Origin of the sequence: Nitrosomonas sp. JL21, from assembly GCF_009833095.1 — a bacterium.
Classification (GTDB): domain Bacteria; phylum Pseudomonadota; class Gammaproteobacteria; order Burkholderiales; family Nitrosomonadaceae; genus Nitrosomonas.
This window is the reverse complement of sequence record NZ_QRCB01000028.1, coordinates 84,284-99,239: the sequence shown is the minus strand read 5'-3', so window position 1 is coordinate 99,239 and position 14,956 is coordinate 84,284. Positions and strand designations below refer to the sequence as shown.

The window sequence follows — 14,956 nt, the reverse complement described above, 5'->3', positions numbered from 1 at the left end:
ACTGATGGGAACGGATATCATTTTGTAGCATAGAAATTCAAATAATAGAGAGCAAGGATACGTAAGTTAGTTACTCACTCACGTATCCTTAAGAAAATCTAGAAAATACTATGCTTGATCATGCGTAATTCTTCAACCAGCTTCACTCTGCTTGCACGTCGCTCGCAATCATTTTCGAAGCTTCTTTAACTCGAGAAATTTTCCTGCCTTCTTTCTATCTCTTCAACCATAACCTTAGTCTCTGGCTGTTTTGTGAAATAGGAATTCGACTAGATCAGCAGCTCAAATCCATGTCAGGTGTTCTTAGAGTAAGGCCCAGCGATATTTCAGCTAAATCTTTGGATAGCTTAACCGTATATGTTACTGATCGAAACACATGAGTAATTCATTTGTTATCGCTCGCAATTCTCGCAGTGTTAATTACTGATATATAAGACTTATATGCTAAATAAAGAATTACAAGCTGCTGTCTCAACTCAATCTATTCGCCTCGTATTGGTTGATTCGCATCCGATCGCATTGCTGGGATTGAATACTTTACTGACAAGTAATCACGAATTCGAAATAGTCGCCAGTTTGAACACAGAAAATCAGATCGTAGAGACAATAAAATTGACCCAACCCGATATTATATTGATGGATTTTCATTTACCCGGCATTGAGGGTGTTCAACTCGTCCAGGATGTTCAGATAGCGGGAGGAAATACTGCCAAAATCGTCATCTACACAGCTGCTTTAAGTAAAACAGAAACTTGCGATCTCATCAGAGCAGGTGTAAAAGGCATTTTACTCAAAGAAATGCCCATTTCACTCATTCGCCAGTGCTTGCGGCAAGTACATGCGGGCGGCGAATGGCTGGAACGCCGCGCCATGCGATCGGCGTTTGAACAAATTCTGCGGCGTGAATCTGAACTTCAAGCAATCTCTGCACAATTGTCTCCTCGCGAAATTAATCTCGCCACGTTAATCGCAACCGGACACAACAATAAGTCAGCAGCGCGTGAGCTGCGAATTTCAGAAGGCTCAGCACGAGTTTATCTTAATCGCATTTATAGTAAATTGCATATCTCCAATCGCCTGCAACTGGCACTTCTTTTCAAAGATAAAGGACTGGTTTAGCTGTTTTCAATTTCTCGTTGTTCAAAAAATAATTTTTGAATGAATTGATCGCTTGAGTTTCATTCCCCTCAGCAGAAATGATCCGTATGATTCGGGCACATCGATTGAGACAAACAAGTTTTTCGATACTGCGTTATCTAAGGAAAACATTTACAGCTAATGCGTTTGGTCATGCCGCGTTTGAAATCAGTCCGCATCCCTGATGAAGCTCGCGAACTGCATTTTTTGTTGAACCCGATCCACCTTGATCGGCTGATACTTACTCGCTTCTCAGCGCTTCTTTAGCTTCTTTATTTTCCTTGATCAAACAAATACACTCGATTTTGCGCGACCCAATTGCAATGCAATTAACTCAAAAACGAAGAGAATATTGAATGCCAATTCCTGTAAAAGGCTGATTTGTTCTACCCCCTTGAATATTGCTATAAAAACCTCCCACGCTCAGCATATCGGGGCCCAAGATTGGAATTCCTATCGATACCCGTCCGTTATAACCCAGAGCATCGGCAGGCCATACCCAGCCAGACCACGCATCCACCAAGAAGAAAGGACGCTTCAGTATTCCCTGTTCAGAGGGTCCATAACGAAACACCATTCCAGCGCCCATCGTGCCAAAGTTTTTTGGCACCAAAGTCAACACTTCTTCTCTCGAAGCTCCCAGCCGGCCCCTTAATTCAGAAGGAAGAGATGAAGCCAGATCGTTACTTTCCCATGCTCCTTGCAGCCTGACTTGCCAATTCAAGGTACCGGTATTGAGCAAAGATGCCCCCAGAATCGATTGTAACTTATAACCTTTCCCAAGATTACTTCCTTCTCGGGTGGAATAACGATGGCCATCAGCTTCCACAGTGAACGTCATTTGTTGCGTTAATTGCGTCGATAAGCCCAGCAGGATGGTGTCTTTCGCGCCTAAGGCTCGAAATGCGCCAGTCTCATGGCTCATCTCATTCATTCCAAAACGGAAATTAGCTTTGATTCTTTTGGTAACATCCTGATTGATCCTGAATGTACCATAAGGTAGAGATTCATCTTGCCTAAGATTTCCACCCATATTTGCCTGAAACGTTCCTTCCCGTAAGGGATGCCTGTACTCGGCCATGATGTCGACTTCATTCTGCACAGGTAGAATCAGATCAGATCGGGTGGAACCCAACACAGTATCCTTGAATTCTGCAGCAAGCGTACCGCCCAAGTATGGTGAGCTGATTCTTGCGCGGCTTTCGGCGAAAGTAACATCCCCCAAGCTTCTGTAATCAAAACCTGCGGATGCCTGTTTACTGGTTTTTACTACCAAATCATCCCTTGATTGAAAAAGATAGGCTTGCAATGCTGAGGGTTCTCGATGTAAATCAAGCAGCTTATAGGTTAGCGCCAAAGCTTCATCATTTCGATTAAGACGCTTCAATATTTCCATTTTATTCAGGTCGGTCAGCTTATCACTCTCGTTGCTGAGTATATGGTCGGCAGTAGCAAGATCATTTTCCGCCAATGCAAGGCTGAGTCTCTGCCAAGTCGGGGTATTTTGCCTTTCGAGATGATTTTCCAACAACCAATAACGTGCTGAAGAAATATTCTTCTGAGATAGATAAGCCGCGATGAGTAATTCTTGAACAGCAGGATCCTCATATCCCTTCGCCAGAAAATTTTTCAATGTGGAAATCTCATGCTTTGACCCTTCCAACTCTCGGATCAAGCTTAAATATTCCGGTCGTAATAAATCCTTCACGCCCCTATCTGATTTACTCTCGAGCTGATTGAAACGAGACCTCAACTGGAACAAGGCATATTTACGCTGCTGTAATGCTTTATCGACATACCCGGCCCGATTCAGAACATCGGCATACGTAAGTAACCAGAGGTAATCGTCGGGCTTGTTCCGCAACTTACGTTCAAACCAAACCAAGGCTTCTTTATTCTGACCGATTTGTGTCAACGCGATAGCATATACAGCCCATAATGAAGTATTCTGCAAGGCTTCCTGATGCCACATTTTGAGGTAGGATTCCAGTGCAGGCTTGTCATTTTGTCCAATCAGATTCCACAAAATCCCTTCCTTGGCGATTGCGGATTGGGGGTTGATTGATAATGCTTTCTGATAATGACTCGTGGCGACTCTCGGGTTCTTTTTGTGAATTTCAAGTTGGGCGCGCATCAACCAATACATTTCCACATTCTGAAATTGCTGTTCATTGATGGCCGCTTTATTCATTAGACGCTTCAGATCAGGTATCCTACCGGTTTGATTGGCAACATCCATTGCGAGCAATAACCAGCGCGCGTCACCTAGACGCTGATAAGCTTCTTCGCCAACCGCTATCGCTTCCTCGGCTTTGCCCGCCATATTTCTCGTCAGATGAATCAGACGCTCTGGTACCAATGCATTGGTGCTGTCTGATTTCCAAAGAATTCGATAGGCAGTAAGCGAATGCTCGGTCTGTTCCAATTCCCAAGCCAGATCTCCGAAAATTTCCCAGAAGCTCTGATCCTTGGCGGTTGCATTGCCTTGATGAGATTGCAATATTGATAACGCTTTCTCTGGCTGACCATTTTTTCGGAGTATCAGAGCTTGATTCCCTACGGCTTCGGTCATGCGATTAAAATGCTTTCCGATGTATTGCCACGTCGCGATGGCCTGCGGGATTTGCTGAGCATTCTCCTGAGTTCTCGCCAATGCTTCCCAGGCTTGAATATTTTCTGGATAACGTTTGACATAAGATTGCAGAAAATCAATCTGACGAGCTCTGATTTTTTCCTGGCCAAAGTTGTCAGGAACCTGGTCTATCGCATTTTCTGAAGCATGCAGAGTAGTCGAAATTCCAAGCCCTACCATGATCTGCAGGGTGGTAGCAAAGCGAGCAAAAGTTCGGAATTGAATAAGGTTCATCGTTTGGACGATAAATTATGCATATTATCATATGCATATAATAAATTATTCATTTCCTCTTTAGATAACTCTCGAATATTTGACAACCGCTCGAACATTTCTATTGTAATGTTATGAAGATTGAGTTGTGTCGAGAGTCGAAGAGTATTCAAAATAGCAGGTGTGTCTTTTCTCTTTCTAGCCAGCCATAACCATTCTTTTACCGCAAGCTTGGGCTGTTGAGACCATTCAGCAATTTGTGCCAGCCTCTCATGGCTGCTATCGTCATTCGGAACGATCTCAATCAAGCGTTGAGTTAGAGCCAAAGCCTGCTGGGTTTTCCCAATCGCTAGCGCACGGTCATACTGTTTTCTGAGCTGCTCCGGATTTTCCGGGTCAAGCGCCAAGCGTAACGAACCAAATTCATATGCTTGTTCAGGAGCGTTATTTCTCAAAGAAATATTAATTGCTTCTTCTAATAATTCTGCGTCTTCTGGAAATCTTTGCTGATATATTCGGAAATACTCCACAGCAAGCTTGCTATCACCCGCTGATTGCAGTGTCTGAAGGGTAAGCAGTGCAAATTGTCGTGCAAGAGCAGCGTCTTCTGTCAGCTCATAGCTTTCATGGTAGATTCCCGCTGCTTTGTCGGGCAAACCGGCAGCGATATACCACTGCGCAGCTTCTTTCAATTTCTCAAACTTACCGTTGATCTTTGGCTCAGAACCTGCCCATTGATAATAGAGATCCGCCGCGGTTGAAGGCTGATTAAGCTCCAGACTTAATTTTATAATTTTTGGAAATAGTGCAACTGGAATGGAAATCTTACTTATTTCTGTGATACCGGCCTGTAATTTTTCAAGCTCAATTTCTCGCCGAACATCATGATTAGATAGCAGAAAATAATCGCTTAAATCGATTTCTAATAACAACAACCGAGCGTCAATGGCGGTATGTCCATTTTGCAATATTAGAAAATTCAGTTCATCGCGGGCATTCTCATATTGCCCTAAATTGATGTATTGATTAGCAAGCTCAATCCGTAAATTTTCATCCTCAGGGCTAATATTCAACAGCAACCTCAGGTACAGTACTGAAATATGATCCGGTTTAGCTAATTGAAATAATTCTTTTAATTGCTCTTCCTTATGAAACATGAGAGCAAAAATAAGAATCAATCCACTACCAAATAAAATTAGCTTTCTATAGTTACTCAAATCAAAAACTCCTTTTATCTGGCTTGATCAAATAGAGTCTTTCGAATATCTATTTAAACTCTAAACCTTGCTCAAACGGTTCTTTCAATTTTCTTGTGAGCTACCTATTCAATACCATCATGCACAATACAAAAATGCGCTATTTGAGCATCGGCAAACAAAGCCTTGCAACGGCACGATTGATCTTTTATTTAGAGAAGCTCTAAAAAACTACTGTGCTCGGTATGCCACACTGAAATCAGGCTCGACATGTATCGTTAATCATTCATATACACTGTCTCACCCAATTTCATCCTGACATGATGGCTGCTCGCTTTTTTTAGTGCTTTCTCAGCGGTCAATGAGCGTCTTCGTTAAATGAAATATTTAGTCAGCTCTTTATTCCACTGTTACGGATTTAGCTAAATTCCTTGGCTTATCGACATCATTTCCTTTTCTCAGAGCCACATGGTAAGCCAGTAACTGGAGAGGAATCGAATGAAGCAACGGGCTGAAAACGCCTGCATGTTCTGCAAGCCGGATCACATGCATTCCCTCACTTTCTTGAATACTAGAATCAGCATCTGAAATCACATACAACTCCCCCCCCCTGGCACGGACTTCTTGCAGATTGGATTTGAGTTTCTCTAGCAACGTATCGTTGGGCGCAATGGCAATGATGGGCATTTCCTTGTCTACCAACGCGAGAGGACCGTGTTTCAGTTCACCGGCGGCATAGGCTTCGGCATGAATATATGAAATTTCCTTGAGTTTGAGAGCACCTTCCATCGCAATGGGATAATGTATGCCTCGGCCAAGAAACAATGCATGTTGCTTTTGAGCAAAATTGTCTGCCCATTTTTCTATTTGTGACTCAATCTGAAGTGTTAATTCTATTGCCGAAGGCAAGTGCCTGAAGCCAGTAAGCATTTTCTGCTCGAGCTCTTTTGAAAGCCTATTGCGCTGCTTCGCAAGAACAGCCGTCAATAAAGTCAATACTGCAAGTTGGGTAGTGAAGGCTTTGGTTGAGGCCACACCTATTTCTGGACCTGCACGAGTAAGAAAGCGCAAGTCAGCTTGTCTTATCAATGCGCTTTCTGGTACGTTGCAAATTGCCAGACTATGTCGATGCCCACGCGATTTAGCATACGCCATGGCTGCCAATGTATCAGCAGTTTCGCCTGATTGGGATATTGCCACTACCAAGGTATTAGGATCCGACACGGGTTCGCGATAGCGGTACTCACTGGCAATTTCGACGTTGCAAGGTAACCCTGATACTGATTCCAACCAATATTTTGCAACTAACCCAGCGTGATAACTCGTACCGCAAGACAAAATCAGAATACCTGTAGTGTCCCGAAAAATTGCTTCTGCTTCAGTGCCAAATAAGCGAGGGGAAATTGACTGGGCATTAAAAACCATTTCCAAGGTATCCGATACTGCAAACGGCTGTTCAAATATTTCTTTCTGCATGAAGTACTTGTAATTGCCCAGCTCAATGGTTTCGGAGGTTAAATTACTTTCCCGAATGGGTCGAGTTACAATCTTACCGAGAATGTCTTTAACGCAATTCAGGATACGGTAATTATCGCTTGATAGTTCTGCCACATCCCCTTCTTCTAAATAAATCATGCGCCGGGTCACTTGCAACAAGGCTGATGCGTCTGAAGCAGCATAATTGCCATTCTCACTAAGCCCGAGCAGTAATGGCGCCCCTTTACGTGCTGCAATGATACGATCGGGACGCTTTTCTTCAACCACTACAATCGCGTAAGCGCCTTGCAGTTTTGATACAGCCAAGCAGACGGCTTCTAATAAATCGTCAGTCTGTTCCAAATATTCTGAAATGAGATGAGCAATAACTTCTGTATCGGTATCGGATAAAAATTCAAATCCCTTTTTCTGTAACCGTTGCCGGATGACTTCATTGTTTTCGATAATACCGTTATGTACCACAGCAATTTTTCTCTCTTTTCCAGAAAAATGCGGGTGAGCGTTTCGCTCACAAGGAACTCCATGAGTCGCCCATCGTGTATGGGCAATCCCGACAGATCCCGCTGTGCCTTCGATATTGGCCAGCTTCATCAATTCTGAAACACGGTTGGTCGTGCGTAATCTTTGTAATCCATTCGCATCTGCCACTGCCATACCCGCAGAATCGTATCCTCGATACTCTAATTTCAATAATCCCTCTAGTAGAACAGGAACCACGTTATTTCTCGCTATTGCACCGACTATTCCACACATAGAAATATCCTTTATAATTCATCAGCCATCCATGCGTTATCACTTCTGGCTTATTATTAATGAGCACTTAAGCTATATCGTGAATAGCTTAACAACATCAATTGATAGCTCCGGTAGATGACTCGCTCCAATCTTCGATCAGCACATACCTCAGTCACTTCATTGGAGATTTCGTCTATGAGAGCTAACTGGATGAAATACTAAAGCTTTTCAATAATTAAATGAATTGGCTAATGGCTTATAAATGAATTGGCTAAATGCTTATTTTTATCTAAGAAACTACTTAGTAATTTGCTGGGATCTTTGATAGCCGATAGATCGAAGCTTCGGCGTGAGTTTTGGTAAGCATTGCAATCGATATCAGCCACAAATGATAGGACTATCATACTTTACCGGCTGAGGCAGAAACTCGGCAGCAAGAAATGAAATCAAGTGATTCTTATGAAGATAAGATAAATAATAAAATAAGTTCTAAACTACTTGGAGGTTAAAATTGTTCAGATTCTGAATTATTTCATCTCCCCAGCTATGGATCGATGAAAATCAGCCATATCCAAATTGGCCTTCAAAGCTTGTTCGTATGCCTCGATCAAGCTTCGGCATTGGGTTTGAAGCATTGAAACTTCATCTTCAGGGCGAGCAGTTAACGATTCATACGATTTGAGAATTTTTCGATGTTCCTTGACTTTCAACCGCATCTCTTTAGCTGCATCGTCATAATACTTAGCCAGAGCTTCATGATCACAGCGGGTTATGGCTCTTTTAATGGCTTCGGGCGCATCCGTAGGAATGCGGCCCGTCTGTGTACATGAAGCGAGCACACCCAATGAGCCCAACGTAATTAAGATCAAAGCAATCATTCTCACTTCTTGCTCCTCAGAGTATAAAATTTAGAGTTATTTTATTGAAAAATTTGAACCATTGTCGATTCCATTCACCCAATCCAACAGTGATTCATTATATTCGTTCTCATTCACAGAAAAAATGAAAGAAGAAATCAAGGAAAGGTTACAAAGAAATGAAACCTGGCAGCGCGGTCTGTACATGTTATTTTTCATAATTATCTACGGGGTGTCCAAATTCGTCATCATTGCCATCATCATTTTCCAATTCATCACTATTATTTTGTCTGGCAATACAAATGAGCAGTTGTTGAAATTTGGCCAGAATCTGAGCACCTATCTTTATCAGATTACTCAGTTCTTAACATTCAACAGCGAAGAGCATCCCTTTCCCTTTAATAAATGGCCGAATGGCGCTCCCGATCAGAAGAATCAGTATATTGAAAAATAAATCAGCAAAATGAGTAAATTAATCCTCAAGTCTTCACAAACGATACCGTAATAATTTTTGCACGATAAGTGCAAGCAAAACATGTTCTTCAAAAAGCCGGAAGGATTACTCTCCCCTTAATAATTCTTCCGGCTCCTCAAGCAAACATCATCCTCGCTCCTACTATCCCAGTTTTGCCTTATTACGTCCTCTTATCAACATTTTTCGAACCATATACTTTTTCCACGGAATACTTAGTGCTCATATCGTTGGAGAATTTTTTGCCTCACTACTGAAAATCAATTTGTATTACAAGATGAATCGAAGTTCTATAAAAATTTCCGCTCGTTTGCCGATAGATTCATTTCAGCGTATGAAGCATCGTCAACTATGAATATTATTGCAATTTTTATAAAAACATTAACCTCGTTCAGACTCCGCAGAAAAACCGCGCGATTCAAATATGAGTCTCTGGAAGAAATATTGTCGAGCACCGAACAATCTTTTTTTCTGGTACTCAAAGAATCGTTATCCAAAGAATATGAAATATTTGCAAAAGTACGCATCACAGACGTACTCACCCCTAATGAAATTTTCAATCTGCAGAGCTGCAACGCAGCAATCTATACCAGCCTACCCAAGCATTTTGACTACATACTCTGTGAAAAACAGACACTTTCAATCATTGCAGTCATTGAATTGGATGAAAGAGATCACATACAGCGAGAAGCACGCGCAAGAAGCAGGTTCGTGGAAAAAGCTTGCCGGACTGCCGGATTCAAGCTCTTACGCTTTCCCTCCCGATTAGAATATCGCAGTCAGGCAGTACGCGAAATAGTCATCAGTTCTATCACCCCGCCTGCCTGATCTTATTCGACATCATAATTTAGATGCCGCATATAATTGCGAGCTTTCTCTTCAATTTCTTAAGTCAGGCACTTCCGCCGAATTAGAAACGTTGGAAAATAGGGTTTCCCGATGTCATCCTAAATGTATAATAAAAAAACAGAGGCATTTCGAAGAGATTCTGAAAAACTACGACGCTTGATCTTGCAAAATTTGAGTCAGGATATTCATTGTCATTCAAAAACTGCGCTTATGATCCTAATTCCGCATGGCTTGAATGCCGCTCGCAACCGTTTTCAGAGCTTCCAAAACCTAAGATAGTTTTTGCATCATTTTTGCAGTGGAGTTCATTATGAAATTTAATACACCTCTCCGTTATTCAGGTGGAAGAGATAAATTGACGGGCTTCATGAAAATGATTTTTGAACAGAACGATCTGCTAGGAGGTGAGTACGTCGAACCCTACGCAGGGAGCGCAGCGATAGCACTCAACCTACTCACGCATGGATATGCATCGCGCATCCATTTAAATGAAGCGAATCCCCTGATTTACGCATTCTGGCACAGCGTTATCAATGAACCGGAAGGGTTATGCAAGTCAATTCACGATGCAAAAATAACCCTCGAAGAATGGCATCGGCAACAAGCCATTTTCAATTCACCGGGCGATTACAGCCCCTTGGAGCTCGGTTTCTCAGTCTTTTTCCTGAATCGAGTAAATCGCTCAGGCATTCGATGGGAATCTGCAAATGAGCACGGCCACGAAGGACCGTGGAAATGCGACGCGCGCTTCGACAAGGTTGATTTGGTCCGTCGAATCGAATGGATTTCATTGCATCGCTCACTGATCCGGCTTTATCAGCTTGATGTTGCTGATCTCATTCAAACCGTATTACCCACACTTCCAAGCAAGACGCTGGTGTATTTGGAAACTCCCTGGAATTCCCTTGAATCTTGGCTTCGGGAAAAACAAACTCAACCTTTGAATATGGCTCGTCAAGATATCGTTCATCTGATCAAGACCCAGATTGCACAGCTTTGGATTGCTTCATATGCAAATACTGCTGACATTCGCGGGTCGTATCAAGATTACTCGTCCTTGACATACCACAGTACACACGATCGCTGCGAACAGACCAGAATCATGTTTTTTTCCCGAAATCTTATCGTGCCCAACATGCACAATTCTTCGGATCTCAAAACAGCTTAAGACTGCTTTGAAAATAATGAACAACGGTTACTCAGTTGAAACTCGAGTTTTCCTATTCTGTTCAACCGGTACATGGAAGGATTACTTATGGCCTATATGCTCCTGATCTTAATTTTGCTTGTTTCGAGCAATTCCAGTTGGGCTGCAGGTTGGCCTGAACCCAATGTCATTCAAGTCATCAATGGCCTGGAGAATCCGGTGCACATTACCCATGCGAACGATGGTCGTGGTCGGCTTTTCATAACCGAACAACCTGGGCGTATACGTATACTCAGCAATGGCGTACTTCAACCGGCACCCTTTCTTGATATCAGTGACCGGATCAGTTGTTGCGGCGAGCGTGGCTTGCTCAGTATCGCCTTTCCTCCGAATTTCTCGACCAAAGGCTATTTTTACGTCAACTATACCAATGGCGTGGGAAATACGGTGGTATCGCGCTTTTCGGTAAGCAGTGCCGGCGATATTGCCGATCCTGCGAGTGAAAGCGTCATTTTGACCATGGATCAACCATTTGCTAACCATAATGGCGGTCAAATCGCTTTTGGAGCCGATGGCATGCTGTACATCGGTATGGGTGATGGTGGAGGTGGGGGCGATCCACTTGGATCCGGTCAGGATCTTTCGTCTTTGCTCGGGAAATTGCTGAGAATTGATGTTGAATCCGGTGTTTCACCCTACGCGATCCCTGCGAATAATCCCTTTGCCAGCGTCGATAACGTACGACCGGAAATTTGGGCCAGCGGTTTACGCAATCCTTGGCGTTTCTCGTTCGATCGCGATACCGGTGATCTCTATATTGCCGATGTCGGCCAGAACCAGTATGAAGAAATCAATTTTCAACCCGCCGCTAGCCCCGGGGGAGAAAATTATGGCTGGAATATTCTGGAAGGCAATCATTGCTATCAGCAAGCCTCCTGCAATACCAGCGGACTGATTCTACCGATTCTTGAGTATGACCATAGTTCGGGAGACCGTTCGATCACCGGTGGTCATGTGTATCGAGGTGGAGTCTTTCCACGCATGCGCGGTATTTATCTTTTTGCTGATTTTGCTTCGGGCCGATTAGCCGGACTCAGACCCTCAGCTACCGGATTTGACGCTGCTCTGTTGGCGGACACCGATTTTACCATCAGTAGTTTTGGCGAAGATGAGCACGGAGAAATGTATCTGGCAGATTATAACGGAGCGATATACCGCATTGAAGATGCCGTTCGCTCCAGTGAATTAAGTTTTAACGGTATCCTTGCCAGTTATCGACCTGGTAATCCTCTGCAGGTTACGGTAGTGGAAACCTCGTCAACCCGCACGGTCACGTATGATTTATGGGTGGGTATTGGCATGCCTGATGGCCAATTATTCTATCTAACCGGCTCAGCTAATGAGCCATTGAGCGCCGTACCGCAACCCTTCAAGCGAAGAATCAGTCCGAACGATAAAACCCACAACGTTTTGAACCTTACTCTTCCTGAAACCCTGCCTACAGGAAATTATCGTATATATGCGCTTTATCATGAGGCAGACTCAAGTGCGCTGGAGTTGACTTCATCACTGCGGTCAAATATCGCGGAATCAGTGATTATGGTTGGGAATTAAGGCAATGCAATCGAAACGAATACGCCGGCATGATCGGATACGCTCGGCTGGCTTGGATCGACAACAGTATTGAAAACAACCCGGCTTTCGCGGATGGTTTTGGGTTGATTCATAAAAATATAATCGACGCGCCGGGCCGATCCTCCTGCATCTAATGTGGAAACTTCCACTGTGCAATGGGCATCGGGTTGTTTTGGATGGGCACATAAACTGTCCAATGGTTTATTCTGCGCATAGGCATCGATGAAACCCGCATTGATGATCCTGTCGTAAAAAGGCCGCTCTGGAAAAGGATCGATGCGGAATCGGTCGATATTGAAATCTCCTCCCAAAACCGCAAGGTTGCCGGGAGGGAAAGAGGCTTCCACTTTACCGATGAAGGGCAGTAATTCCTCCACCTGAGCACCGAATTCATCCACGGTACATGCCGAACAAAGGTGAGTATTGTAAACGTTCAGTAACTTATAATTAGGAATGTTGATACGCGTCATCATAACATTGCGCGGTAATTTAATGTCATGCCCTCGAAAATTCAATTCGGTAGCGTGGGGCAATCGCTTGGTCACGCGATAATCGATTTCGCAACGGCTCAATATGGCATTCGCAACACCTAGCACCCCGGGCAATCCAATTTCAAAAGCCGTGTATAAATCATAATCGCGCTTGCGAGCACGCAGCTTTTTCTGCAGATCCTCTGCACTATTGTCAGTTTGAACCAGCGCACCACCAGCCACTTCCTGCAGCAAAATAATATCAACCGGAGTTTTTTCAGCAAATTCAGCGATCGCCTCGAGGCGCTGATCACGAGTATCTGTCTCTTTGAACAGCACATTGATCGACAGGACATTCAAATGACCGCGACTGGCCACATCATTACACTGAACCAATGGTTCGCTGCCGCCGCCACCTTTTTTGGCGCAACCGGATAATACCGATATGCTGAACAACGCTATCAGGAAAATTTTTCGCATATGAACCTCCTCATGATGCATGGGTTACGCCGAACTCTGATAAAGATCAATCTCAGAAAAGCCGGAAAAAATGCCCCTCTCGAATTTGCCAAGCCGTTCACAATTAGGTTCTACTGTTCATTGAACATTCTTGAACTACGCGTTTGAACCCAATTACGGCTTTCTGTTCGCTCGCTACTTTTCAGTAGCTACTTTACATCGAATACTTCAATTAGTTGCCAAAGCCGCAGAGGAAGCCCCTCTAATACGCACGGGCATATCTTTCGTTTCCAACAAAAATGCCAGACGCAAACTCACCCACTTACGCGCGGGCATTTCTAATGAACGATAGCTCCAGATCGAGATCGGAATGACCAAAATTGCTAAGCAGATGACAAAAATGATCGACCCAATCACACTACTTTGCACCGGCAGCCCAGTATAGGCTTCCCAATCCTCCTGAGCAATGAATTTGAGAAGGTAATGCCACATATAAATGGAATACGAATATATCCCGATCGTATGAAGATACCGATTAGCCAACCAACGGCATACCCAACCGCGGTCTTCCCAGGTCAACAGAACAATTAAAGCCATCAAAGCGATGGAGAGAACGTCCGCCATACCGTAATGCAATGATGATAGAAGCGCAGCTATGGCCGAGAACTGAAGGCATGTAAGCCATTTTCCAGACAAATCAGAAACTATGTGACGCCCCAGGAATAGCAGGATACCGATCGAAAAAGCGGATGCAGCCCGAACGACCGAAAGACGGAAATTGTCATCGATATCGATACCGGTAGCCAGAGAGAATCCATAATATAACAATACGATACACGCTAATGCGAGTAGCGCCAGCTTGCGGACTGGCCCCTCCATTGCCAATAGTGCTGCAAATATCAAATAACAAAAAAATTCGGTGCTCAACGACCATGACGGCAAGTTCCAAGTCACCCAATCAAACATCCCCCAGGCATGAATCAGAAAAAGATTAGCAATCAAGGACTCGACATCTCGGAACGACCCATCGAACAAGCAACAGAAGACGTCATTTTTATTCCAGCTCACCAATGAAATCATTGTAAAAAATAAGAATACCACTAGCAACGATATGAAGTGCAAAGGATAGATTCGCGCGAAGCGTGCAATGAGATAACGAGTAATATCGCTCACCGGCCGGCGCTCGGGATGTTCAATACCATAGATATAGGACAGTATGAAGCCGCTGAGAATAAAGAAAAAATCAACCCAGAGATAGCCTTTCAACAGAAAAAAAGTCACCTCATCAGGATCTATTGATGCATGAAAAAAAGATCGAAAATGGACAAGGACGACAATTAACGCTGCCACACCGCGAAGCGAGGTATGCGAGCGAATCTCGTTGATGTGTGATAGTGACGTCATAAATAAAACCTCTTCTGTGATAAAGGACCTTCGCTCTTCAAGCCAGGTCAATTGATCTGCTTTGAAAAAAATATCAGCTACAAATTGATTTGACAGCTATCGAAGTGAATCGAGTACTATCGGAGTGGGCCTAACTTCAATTTTGCTGTGAAATTAGAATGCTGATGAACATATTCAGGAATACCGGCAATAAAATCGCTTCCAGGATAACCGCTTAATGATTAGCAATGGTAATTACATACCATGCTCCCGA

The 14,956-nt window shown here is 43.6% G+C and carries 11 protein-coding genes; 5 read left to right on the top strand and 6 right to left on the bottom strand.

The annotated features are described in order from the left end of the window. Window positions 1-441 precede the first annotated feature (441 nt). Window positions 442-1,119: a response regulator transcription factor gene (locus tag ABF87_RS10055; protein ID WP_160828992.1), complete on the top strand. Its 678-nt coding sequence runs from the start codon at window positions 442-444 to the stop codon at window positions 1,117-1,119. Between the two features lie 352 nt (window positions 1,120-1,471). Here the strand turns inward: ABF87_RS10055 and ABF87_RS10050 are convergent, their stop codons facing one another. The 4 genes from ABF87_RS10050 to ABF87_RS10035 all read right to left on the bottom strand — a co-directional run bounded on the left by ABF87_RS10050 (window position 1,472) and on the right by ABF87_RS10035 (window position 8,288). Continuing rightward, entirely contained in the window at window positions 1,472-3,949 is a 2,478-nt protein-coding gene (locus ABF87_RS10050) for a tetratricopeptide repeat protein (RefSeq protein WP_160828991.1), read from the bottom strand. 50 nt (window positions 3,950-3,999) lie between these two features. Continuing rightward, window positions 4,000-5,199: a hypothetical protein gene (locus ABF87_RS10045; RefSeq protein ID WP_160828990.1), complete on the bottom strand. Its 1,200-nt coding sequence runs from the start codon at window positions 5,197-5,199 to the stop codon at window positions 4,000-4,002. 378 nt (window positions 5,200-5,577) lie between these two features. Next, entirely contained in the window at window positions 5,578-7,428 is a 1,851-nt protein-coding gene (gene glmS, locus ABF87_RS10040) for a glutamine--fructose-6-phosphate transaminase (isomerizing) (RefSeq protein ID WP_160828989.1), read from the bottom strand. Window positions 7,429-7,937: 509 nt separating this feature from the next. Continuing rightward, window positions 7,938-8,288, bottom strand: a complete 351-nt coding sequence (locus tag ABF87_RS10035; RefSeq protein WP_160828988.1) for a hypothetical protein — start codon at window positions 8,286-8,288, stop codon at window positions 7,938-7,940. Between the two features lie 124 nt (window positions 8,289-8,412). Between ABF87_RS10035 and ABF87_RS10030 the strand changes: the two genes are divergently transcribed. The 4 genes from ABF87_RS10030 (at window position 8,413) to ABF87_RS10015 (ending at window position 12,349) form a co-directional block, all read left to right on the top strand. Then, window positions 8,413-8,721: a DUF4389 domain-containing protein gene (locus ABF87_RS10030; protein ID WP_160828987.1), complete on the top strand. Its 309-nt coding sequence runs from the start codon at window positions 8,413-8,415 to the stop codon at window positions 8,719-8,721. A gap of 369 nt (window positions 8,722-9,090) precedes the next feature. Further along, the gene (locus ABF87_RS10025) at window positions 9,091-9,567 is read left to right on the top strand and encodes a DUF2726 domain-containing protein (protein ID WP_160828986.1); all 477 of its coding nucleotides are present in this window, start codon (window positions 9,091-9,093) and stop codon (window positions 9,565-9,567) included. Between the two features lie 331 nt (window positions 9,568-9,898). After that, entirely contained in the window at window positions 9,899-10,756 is an 858-nt protein-coding gene (locus tag ABF87_RS10020) for a DNA adenine methylase (RefSeq protein WP_160828985.1), read from the top strand. Between the two features lie 87 nt (window positions 10,757-10,843). After that, window positions 10,844-12,349 carry a PQQ-dependent sugar dehydrogenase gene (locus ABF87_RS10015; protein WP_160828984.1) on the top strand — a complete coding sequence of 502 codons (1,506 nt, stop codon included), beginning with the start codon at window positions 10,844-10,846 and terminating at the stop codon, window positions 12,347-12,349. On the opposite strand, the gene ABF87_RS10010 is transcribed toward ABF87_RS10015, so the two are convergent. Further along, window positions 12,346-13,320, bottom strand: coding sequence for an endonuclease/exonuclease/phosphatase family protein (locus ABF87_RS10010; protein ID WP_160828983.1), 975 nt, complete (start codon window positions 13,318-13,320; stop codon window positions 12,346-12,348). The genes ABF87_RS10015 and ABF87_RS10010 overlap by 4 nt on opposite strands. A 207-nt stretch (window positions 13,321-13,527) precedes the next feature. Next, window positions 13,528-14,703, bottom strand: coding sequence for an acyltransferase (locus ABF87_RS10005; protein ID WP_160828982.1), 1,176 nt, complete (start codon window positions 14,701-14,703; stop codon window positions 13,528-13,530). Window positions 14,704-14,956 lie beyond the last annotated feature (253 nt).

Bases quoted from the DNA above. Each gene is read 5' to 3' on its own strand.
- ABF87_RS10055 (WP_160828992.1), top strand. From the start codon at position 442: ATGCTAAATAAAGAATTACAAGCTGCTGTCTCAACTCAATCTATTCGC.
- ABF87_RS10050 (WP_160828991.1), bottom strand. From the start codon at position 3,949: ATGGTAGGGCTTGGAATTTCGACTACTCTGCATGCTTCAGAAAATGCG.
- glmS (WP_160828989.1), bottom strand. From the start codon at position 7,428: ATGTGTGGAATAGTCGGTGCAATAGCGAGAAATAACGTGGTTCCTGTT.
- ABF87_RS10035 (WP_160828988.1), bottom strand. From the start codon at position 8,288: ATGATTGCTTTGATCTTAATTACGTTGGGCTCATTGGGTGTGCTCGCT.
- ABF87_RS10030 (WP_160828987.1), top strand. From the start codon at position 8,413: ATGAAAGAAGAAATCAAGGAAAGGTTACAAAGAAATGAAACCTGGCAG.
- ABF87_RS10025 (WP_160828986.1), top strand. From the start codon at position 9,091: ATGAATATTATTGCAATTTTTATAAAAACATTAACCTCGTTCAGACTC.
- ABF87_RS10020 (WP_160828985.1), top strand. From the start codon at position 9,899: ATGAAATTTAATACACCTCTCCGTTATTCAGGTGGAAGAGATAAATTG.
- ABF87_RS10015 (WP_160828984.1), top strand. From the start codon at position 10,844: ATGGCCTATATGCTCCTGATCTTAATTTTGCTTGTTTCGAGCAATTCC.
- ABF87_RS10010 (WP_160828983.1), bottom strand. From the start codon at position 13,320: ATGCGAAAAATTTTCCTGATAGCGTTGTTCAGCATATCGGTATTATCC.
- ABF87_RS10005 (WP_160828982.1), bottom strand. From the start codon at position 14,703: ATGACGTCACTATCACACATCAACGAGATTCGCTCGCATACCTCGCTT.